Genomic DNA, 18,536 nt, shown 5'->3' on the forward strand with positions numbered 1-18,536 from the left:
AAAACTCCTCAAAAATTGGTATAAATCGTTTTCCATTCGGTCATGCAATCAAAAGCGTGATGAGACACTTCACGATGACCGTTTCCGGACATTTTCACGCCTCCAAATGCCATCCCCGTTTCGGCATTCGAAGTTCCATTATTGATGTAAACAAGCCCGGCTTCCAATTCTCGCGAAGCCCGATTGGCATAGTGCAGGCTATTCGTATAAATCGATGTGGACAGTCCGTATTCCGTATCGTTATTTACCTCGATCGCTTCCTCAAAATGCTCAACCGAAATGATTGCCAGTACGGGACCGAAGATTTCTTCTCGTGCAATGCGATGGTCTCTTCTGACATTCGTAACCACAGTAGGTGCATAATAGAAGCCTCCTTGATAAGCGGCTTCCTTCAAAGCAAAACCGCCTGTCAACAAGCGACCGCCTTCTTGTTTGGCAATCTCTACATAGGTCTCTACTGTTTTTAACTGCGAAGCATTTGCTAGGGGACCGATGTCGATGCCTGTTTCCAAGCCGTTACCTACTTTTAGCTTTTCAGTCAGTGCGACGATCCGTTGTTCCAATTCCTCACGAACCGATTCCACGACAATTACCCGACTGGCTGCTGTACAGCGCTGACCGGTTGTCGTAAATGCCGCTTTCACGATGCCTGCAGCTGCCTGATCCAAATCGGCGTCTTCCATAACAATTACGGCGTTTTTCCCGCCAAGTTCAAGCGAGATTCGCTTCAGCGTACGAGCGCCGATTTCCGCCAGATGGATGCCTACTTCCGTTGAACCGGTAAATGCGATTACTTTTACATCCTTGTGCTGGGCCAGCGCGTTTCCCACTTTGCTGCCGGTGCCGAGGATGAGATTCAGTACGCCATCAGGCAAGCCCGCGGATTCAAATATTTCCGTAAACAGCTTTGCTGATAAAGCAACATCTGACGCCGGCTTCCAGACGATTGTATTTCCGGCTACAAGCGCAGCAAAAATCTTATAGGCTGCCAGCGCGATAGGAAAGTTCCACGGAGTGATGCAAGCTACCACACCTAACGGTTCCCGTACTGTCATAGCCATACGATCCTGGGAGCCGGTCGGGATGGTTTCACCGAACATTCTTCTCCCTTCTCCTGCCATGTATTTGCAGGAAGCGATCGTCGCGTCTACTTCACCTAGCGATTCCGCATACACCTTTCCCATTTCCAGCGTCATCATTTTTGCGATATGTTCTTTTCGTTGCAGCAATATTTCTGCTACCTTCCACAAATAGTCTGCACGCTCTGGAACAGGCCTTTTTTTCCATGCCTGGTACGCTTCGTTTGCAGCCTGTACGGCTTGTGTCACATCCAGCTCTTTGGACATGACACACGTCCCGACCATTTCTCCAGTCGCCGGGTTTCTACTTGTAAAGCTCTCAGCGTTATCGGCGGACTTCCAAACGCCATCAATAAAATTCGTCGCCAACTGTACGTCTGCCATTTTTCGCACCTTGCCTTTCCCGTCGCCTTAATTAACAAGCCGTAAGAACCCTTTTAATCTTTCGCTTTTGGGATTGGAGAGAACCACTTTGGGATCACCCTGCTCCTCAATCATCCCGTTGTGCATATAAATCACCCGATCAGCGACATCGCGGGCAAAACCCATTTCGTGGGTAACGACAACCATGGTCATCCCTTCATTGGCCAGTTGCTTCATGACATTCAGGACCTCTCCGACCAATTCCGGATCAAGCGCAGAAGTCGGTTCATCAAACAGCATGATTTTCGGATTCATCGCTAGCGCCCTGGCGATTGCCACCCTTTGCTGCTGACCTCCGGAAAGCTTTTTGGGATAGACATTCTGCTTCTCTAGCAAGCCCACTTTTTCCAGTAGGACGAGTGCCTCTTTTTTGACATCCTCTTTTTTTCTGTGAAGCACTTGAATGGGCGCTTCCATGACATTTTCCAAAACAGTCATATGCGGGAAAAGATTAAACTGCTGAAAAACCATTCCAACTTCTCGCCTGATTTGATTGATGTGTTTGACTGATTCATCCAGTACGATGTTGTCTATGATGATCTTCCCAGCTGTGATCGTCTCCAAGCGGTTCAGACAACGAAGCAACGTACTCTTCCCCGATCCACTAGCGCCAATCAACGAGACCACTTCGCCTTTGTGAATGGTGATGTCAACGCCTTTCAACACTTCCAAATCTCCGAAGCTTTTATGCAAGTTATGGATTTTAATAATTGGCTCTGCCGTTTCTGTTTTCATCGCTGCCACCTCCATACTCTATTCCTCCTAGTGATCGCTTACAGAAAGGCGATATTCAATCTTCTTGAGAATGAAAGAAAAAATGGTCGTCAAAAACAAATACAGCAGGGCAGCCGTAATGTAAAACTCGATAAACGCGTAGTTGGTCGCAGCAAAGCGCTGGGAGACCATCATCAGCTCAGAAACGGTCACAAGAGACGCAAGCGAAGAGTCTTTCAGCATACTGATGGCTTGATTGCCAAGGGCCGGGATGCTTACCCGAATGGCCTGCGGCAAGATGATTCGCTTCATAATCGTCGCGTAACCCATGCCTAAAGACTGCGCCGCCTCTGTCTGCCCTTTGGGAATGGAAAGCATTCCACCGCGGTAGATCTCGGCAATATAGGCACCTGAGTTAATTCCCAAGGCAATCACGCCCGCAGTAAAAGGTCCCAGTTCAATCCCCACTTGCGGGAGACCAAAATACACGAGGAACAGCTGTACCAGCATAGGTGTGCCGCGAATGACCCAGATATAAAAATCGGCTATCCAGACGAGTGGCTTTACTTTGGATATTTTCATCAGAGCAGCGATTAATCCGAGCAGCAGCCCAAGTATGATAGATACAATTGACAATTCTAATGTCACCAGAGCTGCCTGCAGCAGGAAGGGTATGAAGTCAGATACGAGTGTGAAATCTAGCATGACAACTCTCCCTTACCGAATGTCTTGATCAAACCATTTTTTACTTATTTGTTCGTAGGTGCCATCACTAAGCATTGCTTCTAAATGCTTGTTCAGTTCTACTCTCAGTGCTTCCTCATTCTTGTTCAAGGCGATGCCCGCAGCATCCTTGAGTAATGGATCACCAATCGGCTTGAATGGATAGTTCTTTTCTTTAATGATCCGGGCGCCTACCCCACGGTCTGTAATTACCCCTTCTACCCGGCCGTTCGCCATGTCTTGAAAGCTCAGCATGTCATTTTTGTAGGTAACCAGCTCGGCACCCAGCTCATTTGCTTTCTTCTCAAAGGTTGTCCCCATGGCAGTGCCGATTTTTCTTCCTTTAATATCTGTCGAACTGGCGATGGCGGAAGATTCCGGAATGAAGAGCTGAGCGCCCGTATGATAGTAAGGATCCGTAAAATCTACTTTCTTTTTCCGCTCCTCTGTTATCGCCATGCTGGAGAGAATGATATCGTACTTTTTCGAGAGCAGTCCGGCAATGATGCTATCCCAGGGAGTTGCAATATAGTTAGGCTTTACTCCCATGCGTTTGGCAAGCTCATTCGTAATATCCACATCAAAGCCTTCCAGCTCGTTTTTGTCGTTGTAGAAATTAAACGGAGGGTACGCCCCTTCAATGCCGATATTGATCGTTCCAGAGGACTTGATCTTCCCCAGTGCTCCTGCGGTTTCAGCTTCACTCGACTTCGATGCTTCAGTGGTGCCTGTTTCCTTGCCGCCGCAAGCAGACAGAAGCAGTGTAAAAAGGGCAAATACCAACCCGACAATCATTCTCTTTTTGTTCATCAGATATCGTCCCCCTAATGGTTTTATACGGTAGCTGCTTTTACAATCGCTGTTTCCAAAATGGTTAAGCCTTTATCCAGGTCCTCTTCCGCAATATTCAGCGGCAGCATGAGACGTATCGTTTGCCCGTATACTCCGCAGCTTGTGACCAACAGCTTGTTTTTCAGCGCCTCTTCACGAATTGCTGCAACAAGCTTGGTTCCGGGATTTCCATTTTCATCTTGGAATTCAACCCCGATCATCAGCCCTGTGCCGCGAATCTGGGCGACTGAGGTAAGATGGCCAATCTCTTGCTTTAGCCGCTCTACAATTTGATTGCCTAGCGCAGCCGATCTTTCAACGAGCTGTTCTCGTTCAATGACATGAATACTCGCAAGTGCTGCCGCACAAGAGATTGGGTTACCTCCAAACGTCGATCCATGTCCGGCTACCGGCCATTTTTCGTGCAGCTCCCTATTGGCAACGATCGCTCCGAGAGGCATACCGGCGGATAGCGCTTTGGCCAGGACCAGAATGTCCGGCGTCACCTCGGCGTGTTCTGCAGCAAACATCTTTCCTGTTCGGCCAAATCCTGTTTGAACTTCATCAAAAACGAGCAAAATCCCATGTTTCTCCGTGATTCTGCGCAATTGATGCAGAAAAGCAGCTGGTGCGGGTACATAACCACCCTCTCCCATAAAGGGTTCTATAATGATCGCTGCTACCTGAGCAGGATCCACTTGAAGCTCGAATAACTTTTGCAATCGATCAAGCGAATAGGCAGCCGCTTCTTGTTCACTCATGCCCTTACCCAGCTGAAGCGCATATGGATAGGGAATGTGGTAGACACCACCCATGAGTGGTTCATAGTGCTTTTTGTACTTGGCGCTGGAAGCTGTCAGTGTCGTGGCTCCAATCGTTCGGCCGTGAAATGAGCCTTCAAAGGCAATGAGTGCCGGCCGGCCTGTAGCCGCTCTGGCCAATTTGATGGCACCATCAATCGCCTCAGCCCCCGAATTGCTGAAGAAGACGGTATCCAGATCACCTGGTGTAATCTCTGCAAGCTTTTCCGCCAAATTGACAACGCTTTCATAGTAACCGTAATTCAGCCCGAGATGGATCAGAGAACTTGCCTGATCTTGAATAGCCTTGACCACTTCCGGATGCGTGTGTCCCAGTGCATTGACTGCTACCCCGGAAACAAAATCGATATACTCCACATCATCGACTGTCCAAAATTTTGCCCCGTGCGCGTTCTTAACCACGAGGTTCGTAACCCGCGTCATTACCGGCGACAGGTGGCGAAGTGCTTTTTGTTGAAGCTCGCTCATACTTTTTGTGCTGTTCGTCATGGTTCATTCCTCTTTCCCTATTAATTTGTGTACCTGCAACTCAAAAGCAGTAAGTGCCTGATCCAAAATGGCGATAAGCTCATCGATTTCATCCCTAGTGATCGTAAGCGGAGGCCCGATCAACAAATGATCTCCATTCGTTCCATCGATTGTTCCAGATCCCGGATAGAATGTCGCTCCCCGCTTTATTGCCTCTTGATTTAACCGCTCGGCAGCTCCGAATGAAGGGGGAAACATCCGGTCCTGAGAACGGTCCATCAGCAGTTCAAAGCCGATTAGCAAACCTTTTCCCCTGATTTGTCCCATACTGCTGTGCTTTTGCTGCAGCTCGCTCAAACGCTGAAACAGATAAACGCTTTGTTCTCTGCAATTGGAAAGCACATTCTCTCGCTGATAATAACGAACAGCAGCGAGGCCGGCAGCAACCGATACCGGATGACCGCTGAAAGTATAGCCGTGAATAAAGTGACCGTCTCCGTTTTCAATTAAGCTATCTACGATTCGATCAGAGACAATCATTCCTGCGAGGGGAGCATACCCTGCCGATACACCTTTGCCAAAGGTGATGATATCCGGTTGGATCCCAAACTGCTCGCTGGCAAAATCAGTGCCCGTTCGACCAAAACCGGTCATCACCTCATCGACAATGAAGACAATATCATTTTGATCGCAAATCTCCCGCACTCGCTGCAGATAGCCGTCGGGCGGAACTACCGCCCCTTGTTGGCTGCCGACGATCGGCTCGCAGATAAAAGAAGAAATCGATTCAGGTCCAATCTCTTTGATGAGCCGCTCCAGCTCCTCCGCGCAAGGCAACAGCTTTTCTCTCTGGCAGATTTCCTCTGACCGTTTGTAGGGACAGCGATGGCAATACGGTGAATGGATATGTTCGAATTTAGCCAAGGTCGCTGTATACGGTTTGCGCCTTTTACTATCGCCACCTGCGGATAATGATCCGAGCGTGTTGCCGTGGTAGCCCTGCCAGCGGCCGATGACCACATGCTTTTCCGGCTTGCCGCGATCTCGATGGTACTGACGCGCGAGCTTCATCGCGCTCTCGTTCGCTTCCGACCCACCCGAGGTAAAATAAACCCTATTTAATGAAGGGGGAGCCATCTTCCCGATCTCCGCTGCCAATTCGTGCAGCACCTTTGTTTCAAAGCGCAGGGTATGAACAAACCCCGCTTTTTTCGCCTGTTCTGCCATCGCTTCTGCAATTTCTGTCACCCCGTGCCCCAAATTGGCAGCAATTGCTCCAGAAGAGGCATCCAGATAACGCTTTCCATGTTCGTCATACAGATAAACGCCCTCAGCATGGGTAATCACGGGGTACTGTTTGGAAAAATCACGGTGAAACACATAGTCTTTTGCCACTACCCGTTCCATTTTTCAATCACCGTCGCAATTCCTTGGCCACCTGCGATACACAGAGTGGCCAATCCGTATTTGGCATCCTGTTTTTGCATTTCGTGCACGAGGGTGACCATGATTCTGGCACCGGAGCAGCCTAACGGATGACCGAGGGCGATTGCTCCTCCATTGACGTTTACGTTGCTGCCTGAGATCCCCCACTCCTTGAGCACTGCCAGACTCTGTGCCGCAAAAGCTTCATTTAACTCGATCAATTGAACATCACTCAGATCCACACCGCAAAGCTGCAGTGCTTTTTTAGTTGCAGGCACGGGTCCGATCCCCATTTCTTTTGGGGATACCCCGGCCGAAGCAAACGATCGAATCTTCGCCATCGGGGTCAAGCCCAGAGACTTCGCTTTCTTCTCGCTCATCATCAGCAGCATCGCTGCTCCGTCATTCCTACCGGACGAGTTGCCCGCTGTAACGGTTCCATTCTTTCTAAATACGGGAGATAGCTCAGTCAGCTTTTGCAGACTCGTTTCTCTCGGGTGTTCATCGACAGCAAATAAACGAACGCTGTTTCTACCTTCCTTTACTTCGATCGGGACGATTTCGTCGTTGAACCTTTCCGATTCTATGGCACTTTTGGCTTTTGCTTGGCTCTGATACGAAAATTCATCCTGAGCCTGACGGGAAATTTCATATTTTTCAGCCAATATCTCGGCGGTTTCGCCCATCGTAAATGTTCCATATCGATCGACAGGCTGCGAACGGGGCTGGCTCTCTGTATTGGAATCGAACATCGTCATATTCCCCGGATTCAATCCAAATCTGTTTCCCACGAAATAATAGGGTGCCATCGACATGCTCTCCACACCTCCTGCCAACACAACCTCGGATTGGCCGGTCAAAATCGACGTATAGGCATTCCAAACCGCTTGCATTCCTGAACCGCATTGGCGATGTACCGTATACCCAGGCACTGTTTCCGGAAATCCGGCCTTGAGTGCAGCCACTCTGGCAATATTGGGTGAATGGGCACTTTGCTTGGTCTGCCCCACAATCACTTCATCGACAATTTCCGGTCGAAAACCGGAATGTGAGAGGTTATTGTTCATGACAATCCCTACCAACTCTTCCGGAGTAGTTTGAGCCAGAGCTCCTCCGTATTTCCCTATCGGTGTGCGTAATGCATTCACGATGACAACCATTTATCCACCTCATGACCATGCGTATTGGTTAGATATTCACTCGTTTCTTCCTTTGCCAGCTGCACTTCAAAATGAGCTTCTGTCTTGCTCTTCACTTCTTCAAGGGTTACATGGGGGGCGAGTTCGGTCAGAACCAGAGTCCTGTCCCGGACCTCAAACACCGCTAACTCCGTAACAATCAGATCAACTCGGCGAATCGAGGTCAACGGGTACGTCGTTTGTTTTACCAGCTTTGGGCTACCTTCTTTCGTGGTATGCGTCGTAGCGACAATTACTTTTTTTGACCCTTCCAACAGATCCATCGCTCCTCCTACGCCAAGCACACTTTTTCCCGGAACGGCCCAGTTTGCTACTCGCCCCTGTTCATCCACCTGCAGAACACCCAAGATAGACACATCCACATGTCCTCCGCGAATCATCGCAAAAGACTCGGCACTGTCGAAATAGGAAGCGCCTCTTAAAACGGTGACTGGAAGCTTACCGGCATTCACCAGATCTTTGTCCACCTCATCCGCAGTGGGGGCAGGACCCACGCCAAGGATTCCATTTTCCGAATGGATAAACACTTCGATCTTTTCTGGGAGGTATTCTACGACCAGGGTTGGGATTCCGATGCCGAGGTTTACGATATCCCCGTTCCGCAATTCCTTTGCAACCCGCGTTGCTATCAGCTCTTTCTCATTCATGAGCGGTCATCTCCCTTCATCGTCACATAGTTGATGAACAAGTGAGGCGTTACGATTTCCTCCGGGGACAGCTCTCCCACTTCAACGATTTCATCCACCTCGGCTATGACCATATCGGCAGCGGTGGCCATGATTGGATTAAAATTTCTAGCCGATTTTCTGTAAACGAGATTGCCCAGCTTATCGGCCTTATGCGCTTTGATAATCGCTACATCTGCACGAAGCGCTTCCTGAAAAAGGAACGATTTGCTCTGTATGACTTTCACTTCTTTTCGATCCTCTATTTGCGTCCCCACACCAGCAGGTACATAAAAGCCGCCGATTCCGGCTCCACCGGCGCGAATTGCTTCTGAAAGCGTCCCCTGCGGCATCAACTCGATCTCCAGTTCACCGCTCTGATTCGCTTTGACAACATCCGGATTAGACGTAAAGTAAGAGCCGATTGCTTTTTTTACGCGTTTTTCCAATACGAGTTCGCCAAGCCCTTTTCCCGGCTCTCCCAAGTTGTTGCTGATTATCGTTAGATTACGTATGGATGACTTGACCAACTCGGCAATGATGGCCAATGGACTTCCAACCAATCCGAATCCCCCTACCATCAGAGAGTTCCCATCCTTGATGAAAGCTGCTGCTTTTTTCACATCAATGAATTTCTCCATGTTTCCTCCTAAAAAATGAAAGAACCGAGCATAAAGCAACGTGACCGTACCAGAAATCAGAAAGATTCCTGAGAGTCTTTGCTTAGCTCGGTTCTGATGAGATCATGGAAAGAGGTTGTCTTCCCACTTCAACATAACCAACGTATTATTTTTTCTTGTCGAGGAAATCCCAGTAACGCTGTACAGCCGCCTGAAGCGCCACGATGATCGCCTGTTGAGATGGTGCGAAGTAATGCTCTTGGATCCTTTGAATCAATGGCTCCAAGCCTTTGTCCAGCTCATACCCGACAACAAGTCTTTCAAAAAAATCCTTGGTCAAGCTGGCGACAAAAGTAAATTCGACGCCAACAATCTTATGCGTTTCTAGATGCACTTCCAATACGATGCCTGCGTGCTTGTAAACTTCATACATCGAAGTACCTTGAGGTGCTTTGGAATACCCTGTGACTAGAACGGTTTGTAATACTTCCATTGGCTAAGTTCCTTCGGTAGTATTTTCTAAATAGTGAAGCGCTAACATTGGTTATTATTATAAAATTACCCATCTTTTTTTGTCAATGTAGAAAACAAAATTTTTCGTATAATCGAAATTATCTTTTGCGACTAAGCTGTACCGCTTGTCCCCTCCTTGTCCGTCAACCGACAATCATCTCCGCGGCAGTTCTTCATTCGTTCTCAGATGGCAAGTACCGATTCCAGAGTTTTATAGAGTCATGTCCTTTTTGCCAAACTCCTCTCCTTCTCCATTCCCCTTATTGTGATAGCAAGCGAACACGATCGACAATGCCGAACAAGGAAGTCCCTTCCGCAACAACGAATGGCCCCGATCAGACCGTTGCAAACTAAGGATACTCAGATTTCTACCAATCCCTATCCGAGAGGTGACTTCCCATGAAACGGATCGCAATTTTTGTCCTGGTTGCCTTGATGAGCGTCGGATTCCTGATGGCAATCGACTCACTCATGGGCCTGAGCCTTTTCCAATCGCTGCGAAATATTCGGCATACCTTCACCTTCATGGGGTGGGCTGAGTATCTGACCTCGCTGGCTCTTCTGTCGTTGTTCCTCGTGACAGAGATCGTTTCCTCCAGAAAGAAAGCAAAAGCAAAACGAGGGGGATAAACAAGGAGAAGACAAAGTATACGGTTCTCACCGTAAACTTCCCTTCCTGGATGTGCTCCGAAAAGCTGCCCGCAATCATGATGGACATGAAAAGGATCACGATTCCGATCGGGATGACCAGTCTCCGATGATCGTTTACGCGAAACAAATCTGCCGTACCGATTACTGCCGCATAATAAAAGATGGCCACCTTAAAAAAAACGGTAATAATCAATGTAAATACGACAATGGCATCCAGGCGCTGCAAAAAGTTCGCAATGTCTACCTTGCTGATCGTGGTCAACAGCGGAAAGGTCGAGCGGCGAGCTATGTCCGCTCCCAGCGTCGCGATTTCCACGGAGATGGTCAGGCACAAAGCTAGACCACTCAATAACATGCCAGCCATTCCGGCCCGAAGTACTCCCTTTTCATTTTTGAGATAAGGGAAGAGCATGGCAAAACAGATCGCTTCACCAAAAGGCGACATGAAGTTCCGAAAAATGGCCGTCTTTACTACCGGCTCCCAGCCTTTTTCTAAGAAGGGGAGCAAATTGTGGATGTTCACGATTCCGGAAAACTGAACGAGAAGGTTTCCGACGATCCCCAGCAGCACGATGACGATGAAAAAAACTTCCCCTGTTCGCGCCAGCACCTCGATCCCTTTGGCCAAAACATAGGCCGTCCCAAGTAACATGAGAGCATTCAGCATAAAAATGGGGGTAAGATCGTACACGGCGTTGTACAGTAGATTGCCTACATCCCGTAAGTCCCTTGCCGCCCCGTACACAAAAAACAAAATGTAGCAAAAGGCGATGGGCCAGCCGATGATGTTCCCGAGAATCTGCCTGACGTAACTGGTCAACAGGAGCGCCGGATAGCGGCGGTAAAGCGCCACATATACAAGAAGGAGAGCGAAACCGCACAGCATGGCGAGCAGGATGGACAGCCACGCATCTTTTTTGGCATCCAGCCCAAGCGGAACCACCACGGTTGTGCCCAATTCAAACAGGAACATCAGCGCAAACAGTTGCAGAGGGCCGATCCGTGCCTTTTCCATGAAATGCGTCTTCGCCTCCTTTCCTGCGCTTATTATTTCCCGCTTTCGGGATGGTGAGGAGAAGTAATCATACCGGGCTGCCGGATAAAGGCTTCGATTGACAGGTCAATTTCTATCGAAGGGAGCAGCTCATTCCACTTGCCTTTGATCAGATCCCACGCCTGCGGATCTGCCCTGTTCGCCGCTGCACCAAACCCGAAAATATCCGATTTCTCCTTTTGTGCCAGATGAATAGCAGCCAGTACCCTTTTCTTCGTCTCTTCCGCCAAGTTCTGCTCCAATTTGGCAATGGCCCGATCATCCTCGATGGGGACGGGAATCCTGGCCTCTCGGATGTCTCCTTCTTCCTTGATCGATACTTGAATGACCGGCTTGCCGTCGCGCCATTTTGCATCGATCTTCGTCCGGGATCGTGACACCTTGATGGCTAGCGCTGCCTTCGTCCCTTCCCAGTCGACATTCAGGACGGTGCTTTTCATTTTATTCAAGAGCCACACGGTCCCAATCGCCTCGTCCCCTTCCACCCAACGGAGCATCTTGCCGTTCTTGAACATTGCAAGACCGCCATTTTTCGTAATCGCCGACGGTTTGGACTCCTGCAGTGTCGTTATACGATCTCCGCTTGCCTCTCCCAGCTGCGTAAGCCCGCTGATTACCGGCTCACTTTCCTTGGTGGTCAATTTATTGATGACGTCGTCGTAATTGACCCGGATGCTGTGCCCCCAATCCTTTTCCGAGAAATCCATCTTGCCCACATTGGCATTGGCCGGGATTTTCTCCATTGGGGTCAAGGTGCTGATCACATTCTCCGCCGTCGTACCTCGAGCTATGGCGACCCTGGCTGTATAACGGATTTCATTGGACCTCTCCAGCGAGTCGAACAAGTCGTTAATTCCTTTGCGTGCCAGCGATTCCCCGATCACAACGAGGCGGACGTGGGAAAAGAACATGTCCCTGGGCACTTTCGGAGCCACTTTCCGGCTGATCTCGAAGATCGTGCTCCCCGTTTCGCTGTAAACAACAACCGGGGAGTTCTTTCCTCCTCCCCCTCCCAACGGCCCAGAGGTCACTTCTGAGGGGATGACGATCTGGTAAGAGGCGCGAAGGTGGTCCTTACCCGGCACAAGATCGATCCCAATCGCGGAGACAAAGGCCAGCTCCCCCAGCTCTCTCCGATTCCAACAGCCGGTCAAAAGCAGCAGGGAGATGAAGCATGCGATGACGGCGATTCTCTTACTGCTCATCCGGTTCCCCCTCTAGCCCTTTGACTTTTTGGGTTTGGATCACCCTGACGCGGGTAAACAGGGACCACAGCGGAAAGCGCATCAGCGAATCCTTCTGCTCGGAAGGCAGGAAGGGCGCAAAGGGCGTCAGAAACGGAACGCCAAAAGACCGCAGGCTGCACAAATGAGCAGTCAGGACAATCATTCCCAATGTCAGCGCGTAAAAGCCGAACGAGGCAGACAAGATCATGAACAAAAATCGGATCAAGCGTGCTGAAATGGCCAGGTTGTAGGAAGGGATAGCGAAGCTGGCTATGCCGGTGATCGCAACAACGATAACCATCGCCGGCGAAACGATGCCCGCTTGTACCGCGGCCTGACCCAACACGAGTGCCCCTACGATGGAAACGGCCTGTCCGACCGCCCTGGGCAGGCGGATACCCGCTTCCCGCAACAATTCAAACGTCACTTCCATAATCAATGCCTCGACCAAGGCTGGAAAGGGAACACCTTCCCGGGACGCAGCCAGGCTGAACAGCAGGCTGGTCGGAATCATGTCCTGATGAAAGGTCACCCCCGCAATGTAGATGGAAGGAACCAAAAGAGAGATCAAAAAGCTTATATAGCGGATTAATCTGAGAAAGCTGCTGATGTCGTAACGCTGATAGTAATCTTCTGCGGATTCAAAGAACTGCGCAAGCACTGTCGGTACAATCAAGGCGAACGGTGTACCGTTGACTAAAATGGCCACTCGTCCCTCGAGCAGGTTTTTGGCCACCACATCGGGACGCTCGGAATTATACATGGTCGGGAAGGGAGTAAAGGTCTGATCTTGAATCAGCTCCTCGATATAACCCGACTCCAGTACAGAGTCGAGCTTGATCTCCTTGAGCCTTTGTTTGACTTCCTGCACGATGTTTTCATCCGCTACTCCTTTTATGTACATGACGGCGACATCGGTTTTGGTCACATTGCCGATCTTCATCGTTTCCAGCCAGAGATCCGGGTTCATGATCCGCCGGCGAAGCAAGGTGATATTGGTCGCGATCGATTCATTGAAGCTATCCTTGGGACCGCGGATCGTTACTTCTGTCGTCGGCTCCGAAATGGAGCGCCACTCGCCGCCTCTCGTCCCGCAGACCACCGCTTTTGCGCAGCCGTCGATGAGAATGGCAGTATCACCGGAAACGATGGATACTGCGAGGTCCATCCAATCTTCGGTAACCCTTACTTCGCCGACCTTCACGGCGCGACTTTTGATGAAGCGGAACGTATCTTCGGGGGAGAACAAGCTGGCGGCAAAATCATCTGTCCCGAAAACAGATAAGGAACGCACAATGAACTCATTGACGGTTTGCATATCGATCAGATTGTTCGTATAGACGACAGCGACCCAGATGCCCTGTTCCCCCAGCTCCCACTCGCGGATGGTCAAATCGGGACTGTACCCGAGTTCTTGCCGCAACTGCTGAAGGTTGGCGGTCAAGCCCAGCTGGAAAGAATGCATCGGTCCAGTGGCCTTTCTCTTTCGAGCATACCTAGAATACCCCTTCATCTGTCAGTCCCCAAGTCCATTCATTTACCACAATTATCCGCAGGGGGGGCTAGTTTTATACAGTTCGGTCTACCCGCCGCAAAAAACGAAAAAAGCCAGGGGCTCCCACTGCGAGGGCAACCCGCTGACTTTCCTTTCGACTCCTCACGGCGTTCGAATGAAATAACGCTTTCGGCGCGATCTCATTGAACGTCGAAATCCTGTGGCTTCAAATCAATGCCCGATTGCACAGCAAATCCGGCAAAGGTTTTCGACGAATGACAACCTTTGCGTGCTTGCTTTACGAAGAAATCACGTTTGCTTCACTAGCCCCCTCACTTACCTTTTGCTTCTTCTTCTGATTCAACAAATAGGCAATGACGCCAGCTACTGCACTAATTGCAAATGTAGGCTTTGCCAAGAGCTCCTGGCTTTTCAAAATAAGTTCACCATTTTGCAAGAGAAGACCAAGCACTTGACCTATTACTAATAATGAGCCCGCTAGTAAAAAGAGTACCAGACTGACCACGAAAAGTACCTCAAGCGTCTTTTTCATAAAACACTCCTCCTTTGCCTTTATACAGGAATTGGCAATACACCCAGCGCGATGAAATAACCGATCAGGAAAATCGGAACGACATAATACATGATTAACGGGACAAACGTCTTTTCAGGCCGGGCTCCCGCTATTCCGGATGCAATAAAGATCGGTGCTGAGGATGGCGGGGAAGCCCCTTCCAGGCTCCTTAGAACCACTACTCGTGTATCTAGATGCACGGATGGGTCTTCCTTTATGCCTGGTGCGTGATCACTGCATCCTGCAATTATTGCTATCGTAGCCATTATGTAAAGGTACGTTTCATGTAGGTTCCCCTTCCTTAAACAATATTGCAATTACACTTCACTCATTTTTTATCTAGAAAGATATAGTAAATTAGCGGTAGATTTGGACTTTTCTTTCTTTGTCCAAGACTACCGCTAATTCCGGCGCATCTTAAAAAGGGATGTGTTTTCATAAGGTACTAAGTCGTAGTTCATAAAAATACTGCACAATTGGATGCTTTAATTTCATTTTCTCGGCCATGTTTAAAATTCGCTTTTTTCCAACTCGTCTGTCCACCAAAGCCAGGATATTCAATAATATATCATTGCTCTCCAGGCTTTCCTCAATAGAAATGGCTAAAAATTTATTAGCAACAACGCTAAAATTTGATTTACTTAATGATACCTGTGCTAACAAAAGCTCCTCTGCATATTCTGATATTTTTCTATTTCTTGCAATTACTTTTAGACGATCCTCTGGAACTATTCCCTTGGCATCTTTTCTGACAGCTTCAATTTCTTCATTACTGATTGGAATTTGGATATTTGGATCATTCTTAATTTCCAGCTCCGTCTGATACCATTTGATTAAGGTAGTTTTATCATTCATATTGAGTACATTCTTTTTGTCTACCGAAATATAACAAAGTCCTGCTTTATCTGGTAAATAACGATAGCCGGTTGCACGGTATTCAACCCTTTCATATAACGCAGGACAGAGAAAACTCTCCAGATTTTGCTTCAATTTGCTCCAGGACATTTAATCCTCCAATGTTCTATATGGTAAATACCTAGTGAGGCAGTCATTCTATTAGCCATCATACAAATACAACCTAATAGATCAGACTAAATACAAGTAACCTAGCGTTTCACCCGTTACTGGGGTTGCTCTCATTGCCTTCATCGTCTCTGTTTTGTTGCCTCTTCTATCTCAGTCCAGTTTAATTGTTGGGATCACTGAGCGAGTTGTATCAGCCTTTATTTTGGATGCCGGTGTTTCTGCGAAAGCTACTGTTGGTTGGTCTTACGCCGTAGGGGGATGGAATGCAGCCTTATGGTTTGGATTGATTTTGCCTGTCCTTGCCCTGCTATATTTTACATCAGAAAAGAAACGTTCCTAAGAAATCGCATGCAGTCAACGTTTGCGGCCATTACACCTAGTACTCATACCATTTTTTGTGTATTTATTTCGACGTAGAATCTCTGTTATTCTGGGTCATGCCAAACAAAACAGCCGAAACTTCCTCTCGAATGGAAGTGCGGGGGATCTTCTTTTGCAGATGTGAGATCTGCATGGGGTGAATCGCCAAAGGGCGTAGGGTTGTTTTTCCTCAATCCGAATCCGTCAACTAACCTCGTAGGCCAAAAAAAGGAGACGATGTGAATATGAAACGCCTTGGTACGATTGCAATCGCGACTTTGGGATTGGGATTTGTTCTTTCCGACTTTTCTAACACAGCTTCTGCCGCGGCCCTTCAACAACCAACCCAATCGTTTCCATATACCGTACAATACGGATATCAACCCGTGATGCAGCAACCTGTTCAACCGCAATACGCGACAACTATTCAGCAGCCTGTACAACAGGTAGCTGCTCCACAACCTGCAGAGCAAACCAATCAGCAAGTGGACGCTTCCGCTGTCATGAAGCAAGTCGCTAACCTGGTGAACCAAGAGCGTGCAAAAGCAGGGCTGAAACCAGTGGAGCTCGACGCTTCTTTGAACAAAGTAGCACAGGCAAAAGCGGCTGACATGTCCAATAACAACTACTTCGACCATACCAGCCCTACGTACGGTTCTCCATTTGACATGATGAAGCAGTTCGGTGTATCTTATATGACCGCTGGAGAAAACATTGCGATGGGTCAGCGCACCGCTGATGAAGTCATGAACCAATGGATGAACAGCGAAGGTCACCGTCAAAACATCATGAATCCTTCCTTCACCAAAATCGGTGTAGGCTATGTGAATGGATACTGGGTTCAAGAATTTATTGGCTAATGAATGCGATGCGAACGCCGAGTCCTCAAGCGAGGGCTCGGCGTTCTTGGTTTTCCCAGAAAGCCAGCTGCCTCATATGCTCGCGCTCCCTTTTCACATTAGTATTCACTAAGGTTGTGCTGTCATTCGCTGAAGAGACAAAATGCGTCCTTTCATCTTCTTGGAGCGACAGGAGCCCAATGCCTTTATTCCCCATATTCGAATGGGCGGATTCAAATAGTCATGTGCAACTTGGTTAAGGATGATCGTAAAGCGGGCAATACCTGATTCGTACGCGGAGACTTGTCGGCAAATGTTACCGGGGAACTCGAAATATCAGTTCATAGACTCTATCGAAATCGTCTCGCATCCATTGAATACTCCAAAGTTTTGAAAACAATTGTTCAAGGCTGTCCGCAATTGTTTTGTTGGCTTTATGTCGTTCTCGTACCAGATGTTTTTGACAACCAGCGTCCCGGATTTTCGCTCCGCGATTACCTCGGCTCGTCCGATGAGGCTTTCTCCGTATAATAGAGGCAACACATAATAGCCGAACTTCCGTTTGATTGCAGGCGTGTAGATCTCCCAGGTGTAATCGAATCCAAACAATTCTTTGATCAGTTTTCTGTCCCATATGAAATTATCTAGTGGGGCAATCAGCTCGCAGCGCCATTTCGGCGCTGGATTTTGCTGAACGGCTTCAATAAGCGGCAAGTCTTCCGCGCGGCAATAAAGTATATCCTTCATTTGTTCTACGGCAACAGCAGCAATGCGAGCTTCGTGCAACAGTCGGCGGAAAACCTCATTGCGCTGCTCCGCTTTCAATCCCCATATGTTCAGCCAGGCATCGGATGCGCGATTCCATAAAAGGCCAACAGCGCCGATTCGACGCAGTACCCGCCACTTGTGATGCTCCAGCTCGCTCTCCAGCGGCTCCGGCGCATTCAGCAGATTTGGCGGTATGTACTTCCCCGCGATATCGTAATATTTACGTGTTCCTTTTTTGTGATGGATAATCAACTCGCCTGTCGAATACATCTGCTCCAGAACCGACCGAGATGAATTGTTTCCACTGCTCCAATGGATGGCCGATCGCCAAACGAAGTTTCCATCCAATTTTAGATCATCCGAACTTAGCGCACCGTGATTTTGGATGTGAGCTCGTACTTGCTCTATCAACGCTTCCATTTCGGGATAGCGCTTGGCATGTTGTCGGGCGGCTTGTCTGTACCGCTCAAAATACGGCCAGTCCTCGACGGGGATAATGGCCAGATTCTTGTCGGGATAATCGACAAGGATTCTATCTTGATACAGCAACTCGGCGAGCATGTTCTTGGTGAATCCTTTGATTCGCGACTGCAACACCAGTTCGGCGTTTTTTCCGCAAACATCGATGGGATCGTATTGAATACAGCCTACCTGCCGCACAAAATCCAATACTCCCTGCTTTCCGGTAAAATGATATTCGCCCAACAGCCCGTGCTTCAATAGCAGAAATTGCCGTGCCTGGCGGTTCGTCAATTGGATCATGTACACATCGACTCCTTAACGAAACAAACAGGAACCGTTTGCACATGACGATGGATGGCTAATGATGGTATCCATTGGGGAGCTTCATTAGCAAACCCCTTTCCTAATTTTCCAACAACCGAAAATTGCTCTTTTTCAATGATTTCAACCATGCCTATTCCCCCTATACGTTGGAAAACGAAGAAAACAAACACACGTTCCTATCAAATGTTACCATTATCTCCAACATAAAAACAAGAGCTATTGAAGGCTGACCGTTAACGCAATGAAGCTGCCGTTCGCCGCGGCAGCTTCATCTCA

19 protein-coding genes and 1 riboswitch are annotated in these 18,536 nt (G+C 48.6%); of the genes, 1 reads left to right on the forward strand and 18 read right to left on the reverse strand.

Annotated elements, in window-relative coordinates; translation table 11 throughout:
* Window positions 1-8: 8 nt before the first annotated feature.
* The 16 genes from JNE38_RS16325 to JNE38_RS16400 all read right to left on the reverse strand — a co-directional run bounded on the left by JNE38_RS16325 (window position 9) and on the right by JNE38_RS16400 (window position 15,486).
* Entirely contained in the window at window positions 9-1,463 is a 1,455-nt protein-coding gene (locus tag JNE38_RS16325) for an aldehyde dehydrogenase family protein (protein ID WP_203254729.1), read from the reverse strand.
* A gap of 27 nt (window positions 1,464-1,490) precedes the next feature.
* Window positions 1,491-2,252 (reverse strand): amino acid ABC transporter ATP-binding protein, encoded by a 762-nt coding sequence (locus JNE38_RS16330; RefSeq protein ID WP_275296578.1) that lies wholly within the window; start codon window positions 2,250-2,252, stop codon window positions 1,491-1,493.
* A gap of 12 nt (window positions 2,253-2,264) precedes the next feature.
* A complete protein-coding gene (locus tag JNE38_RS16335; RefSeq protein WP_203254730.1) occupies window positions 2,265-2,921 on the reverse strand; it encodes an amino acid ABC transporter permease in 657 nt (218 codons plus the stop codon).
* A 12-nt stretch (window positions 2,922-2,933) separates the two neighbouring features.
* Window positions 2,934-3,749 (reverse strand): ABC transporter substrate-binding protein, encoded by an 816-nt coding sequence (locus JNE38_RS16340; protein WP_203254731.1) that lies wholly within the window; start codon window positions 3,747-3,749, stop codon window positions 2,934-2,936.
* Between the two features lie 23 nt (window positions 3,750-3,772).
* The gene (locus JNE38_RS16345) at window positions 3,773-5,080 is read right to left on the reverse strand and encodes an aminotransferase class III-fold pyridoxal phosphate-dependent enzyme (RefSeq protein ID WP_238933344.1); all 1,308 of its coding nucleotides are present in this window, start codon (window positions 5,078-5,080) and stop codon (window positions 3,773-3,775) included.
* 3 nt (window positions 5,081-5,083) lie between these two features.
* Window positions 5,084-6,466: an aminotransferase family protein gene (locus JNE38_RS16350; RefSeq protein ID WP_203254732.1), complete on the reverse strand. Its 1,383-nt coding sequence runs from the start codon at window positions 6,464-6,466 to the stop codon at window positions 5,084-5,086.
* The gene (locus JNE38_RS16355; RefSeq protein WP_203254733.1) at window positions 6,454-7,644 is read right to left on the reverse strand and encodes a thiolase family protein; all 1,191 of its coding nucleotides are present in this window, start codon (window positions 7,642-7,644) and stop codon (window positions 6,454-6,456) included. Before JNE38_RS16355 ends, JNE38_RS16350 begins: the two co-directional genes overlap by 13 nt.
* The gene (locus JNE38_RS16360) at window positions 7,629-8,330 is read right to left on the reverse strand and encodes a 3-oxoacid CoA-transferase subunit B (protein ID WP_203254734.1); all 702 of its coding nucleotides are present in this window, start codon (window positions 8,328-8,330) and stop codon (window positions 7,629-7,631) included. Before JNE38_RS16360 ends, JNE38_RS16355 begins: the two co-directional genes overlap by 16 nt.
* Window positions 8,327-8,989 carry a CoA transferase subunit A gene (locus JNE38_RS16365; RefSeq protein ID WP_203254735.1) on the reverse strand — a complete coding sequence of 221 codons (663 nt, stop codon included), beginning with the start codon at window positions 8,987-8,989 and terminating at the stop codon, window positions 8,327-8,329. Before JNE38_RS16365 ends, JNE38_RS16360 begins: the two co-directional genes overlap by 4 nt.
* Window positions 8,990-9,134: 145 nt before the next feature.
* On the reverse strand, window positions 9,135-9,461 hold the full coding sequence (locus JNE38_RS16370) for a DUF3870 domain-containing protein (protein WP_203254736.1): 327 nt from the start codon (window positions 9,459-9,461) through the stop codon (window positions 9,135-9,137).
* A gap of 543 nt (window positions 9,462-10,004) precedes the next feature.
* On the reverse strand, window positions 10,005-11,147 hold the full coding sequence (locus JNE38_RS16375; protein ID WP_203254737.1) for a GerAB/ArcD/ProY family transporter: 1,143 nt from the start codon (window positions 11,145-11,147) through the stop codon (window positions 10,005-10,007).
* Window positions 11,148-11,179: 32 nt separating this feature from the next.
* The gene (locus JNE38_RS16380) at window positions 11,180-12,391 is read right to left on the reverse strand and encodes a Ger(x)C family spore germination protein (RefSeq protein ID WP_203254738.1); all 1,212 of its coding nucleotides are present in this window, start codon (window positions 12,389-12,391) and stop codon (window positions 11,180-11,182) included.
* Window positions 12,381-13,925: a spore germination protein gene (locus JNE38_RS16385; protein ID WP_203254739.1), complete on the reverse strand. Its 1,545-nt coding sequence runs from the start codon at window positions 13,923-13,925 to the stop codon at window positions 12,381-12,383. Before JNE38_RS16385 ends, JNE38_RS16380 begins: the two co-directional genes overlap by 11 nt.
* Window positions 13,926-14,205: 280 nt before the next feature.
* Window positions 14,206-14,460, reverse strand: coding sequence for a hypothetical protein (locus tag JNE38_RS16390; protein ID WP_203254740.1), 255 nt, complete (start codon window positions 14,458-14,460; stop codon window positions 14,206-14,208).
* A 20-nt stretch (window positions 14,461-14,480) separates the two neighbouring features.
* Complete coding sequence (locus JNE38_RS16395) at window positions 14,481-14,681, reverse strand: hypothetical protein (RefSeq protein ID WP_203254741.1); 201 nt, start codon at window positions 14,679-14,681, stop codon at window positions 14,481-14,483.
* Between the two features lie 235 nt (window positions 14,682-14,916).
* Complete coding sequence (locus JNE38_RS16400; protein ID WP_203254742.1) at window positions 14,917-15,486, reverse strand: SF0329 family protein; 570 nt, start codon at window positions 15,484-15,486, stop codon at window positions 14,917-14,919.
* Between the two features lie 462 nt (window positions 15,487-15,948).
* Window positions 15,949-16,105: riboswitch (cyclic di-AMP (ydaO/yuaA leader) on the forward strand.
* Between the two features lie 7 nt (window positions 16,106-16,112).
* Between JNE38_RS16400 and JNE38_RS16405 the strand changes: the two genes are divergently transcribed.
* Window positions 16,113-16,727 carry a CAP domain-containing protein gene (locus JNE38_RS16405; protein ID WP_203254743.1) on the forward strand — a complete coding sequence of 205 codons (615 nt, stop codon included), beginning with the start codon at window positions 16,113-16,115 and terminating at the stop codon, window positions 16,725-16,727.
* 315 nt (window positions 16,728-17,042) lie between these two features.
* Here JNE38_RS16405 and JNE38_RS16410 read toward each other — a convergent pair whose 3' ends face one another.
* Entirely contained in the window at window positions 17,043-18,236 is a 1,194-nt protein-coding gene (locus JNE38_RS16410) for a winged helix-turn-helix domain-containing protein (protein ID WP_203254744.1), read from the reverse strand.
* A complete protein-coding gene (locus tag JNE38_RS16415; RefSeq protein WP_203254745.1) occupies window positions 18,233-18,388 on the reverse strand; it encodes a hypothetical protein in 156 nt (51 codons plus the stop codon). The genes JNE38_RS16410 and JNE38_RS16415 overlap by 4 nt, the downstream gene beginning before the upstream one ends.
* Window positions 18,389-18,536: the final 148 nt, after the last annotated feature.

The organism is Brevibacillus choshinensis (genome assembly GCF_016811915.1).
Lineage (GTDB): Bacteria > Bacillota > Bacilli > Brevibacillales > Brevibacillaceae > Brevibacillus > Brevibacillus choshinensis_A.

Bases quoted from the DNA above. Each gene is read 5' to 3' on its own strand.
- JNE38_RS16345 (WP_238933344.1), bottom strand. From the start codon at position 5,080: ATGACGAACAGCACAAAAAGTATGAGCGAGCTTCAACAAAAAGCACTT.
- JNE38_RS16385 (WP_203254739.1), bottom strand. From the start codon at position 13,925: ATGAAGGGGTATTCTAGGTATGCTCGAAAGAGAAAGGCCACTGGACCG.
- JNE38_RS16400 (WP_203254742.1), bottom strand. From the start codon at position 15,486: ATGTCCTGGAGCAAATTGAAGCAAAATCTGGAGAGTTTTCTCTGTCCT.
- JNE38_RS16390 (WP_203254740.1), bottom strand. From the start codon at position 14,460: ATGAAAAAGACGCTTGAGGTACTTTTCGTGGTCAGTCTGGTACTCTTT.
- JNE38_RS16330 (WP_275296578.1), bottom strand. From the start codon at position 2,252: ATGGAGGTGGCAGCGATGAAAACAGAAACGGCAGAGCCAATTATTAAA.
- JNE38_RS16335 (WP_203254730.1), bottom strand. From the start codon at position 2,921: ATGCTAGATTTCACACTCGTATCTGACTTCATACCCTTCCTGCTGCAG.
- JNE38_RS16360 (WP_203254734.1), bottom strand. From the start codon at position 8,330: ATGAATGAGAAAGAGCTGATAGCAACGCGGGTTGCAAAGGAATTGCGG.
- JNE38_RS16365 (WP_203254735.1), bottom strand. From the start codon at position 8,989: ATGGAGAAATTCATTGATGTGAAAAAAGCAGCAGCTTTCATCAAGGAT.
- JNE38_RS16340 (WP_203254731.1), bottom strand. From the start codon at position 3,749: ATGAACAAAAAGAGAATGATTGTCGGGTTGGTATTTGCCCTTTTTACA.
- JNE38_RS16380 (WP_203254738.1), bottom strand. From the start codon at position 12,391: ATGAGCAGTAAGAGAATCGCCGTCATCGCATGCTTCATCTCCCTGCTG.
- JNE38_RS16370 (WP_203254736.1), bottom strand. From the start codon at position 9,461: ATGGAAGTATTACAAACCGTTCTAGTCACAGGGTATTCCAAAGCACCT.
- JNE38_RS16415 (WP_203254745.1), bottom strand. From the start codon at position 18,388: ATGGTTGAAATCATTGAAAAAGAGCAATTTTCGGTTGTTGGAAAATTA.
- JNE38_RS16405 (WP_203254743.1), top strand. From the start codon at position 16,113: ATGAAACGCCTTGGTACGATTGCAATCGCGACTTTGGGATTGGGATTT.
- JNE38_RS16350 (WP_203254732.1), bottom strand. From the start codon at position 6,466: ATGGAACGGGTAGTGGCAAAAGACTATGTGTTTCACCGTGATTTTTCC.
- JNE38_RS16325 (WP_203254729.1), bottom strand. From the start codon at position 1,463: ATGGCAGACGTACAGTTGGCGACGAATTTTATTGATGGCGTTTGGAAG.
- JNE38_RS16410 (WP_203254744.1), bottom strand. From the start codon at position 18,236: ATGATCCAATTGACGAACCGCCAGGCACGGCAATTTCTGCTATTGAAG.
- JNE38_RS16355 (WP_203254733.1), bottom strand. From the start codon at position 7,644: ATGGTTGTCATCGTGAATGCATTACGCACACCGATAGGGAAATACGGA.
- JNE38_RS16375 (WP_203254737.1), bottom strand. From the start codon at position 11,147: ATGGAAAAGGCACGGATCGGCCCTCTGCAACTGTTTGCGCTGATGTTC.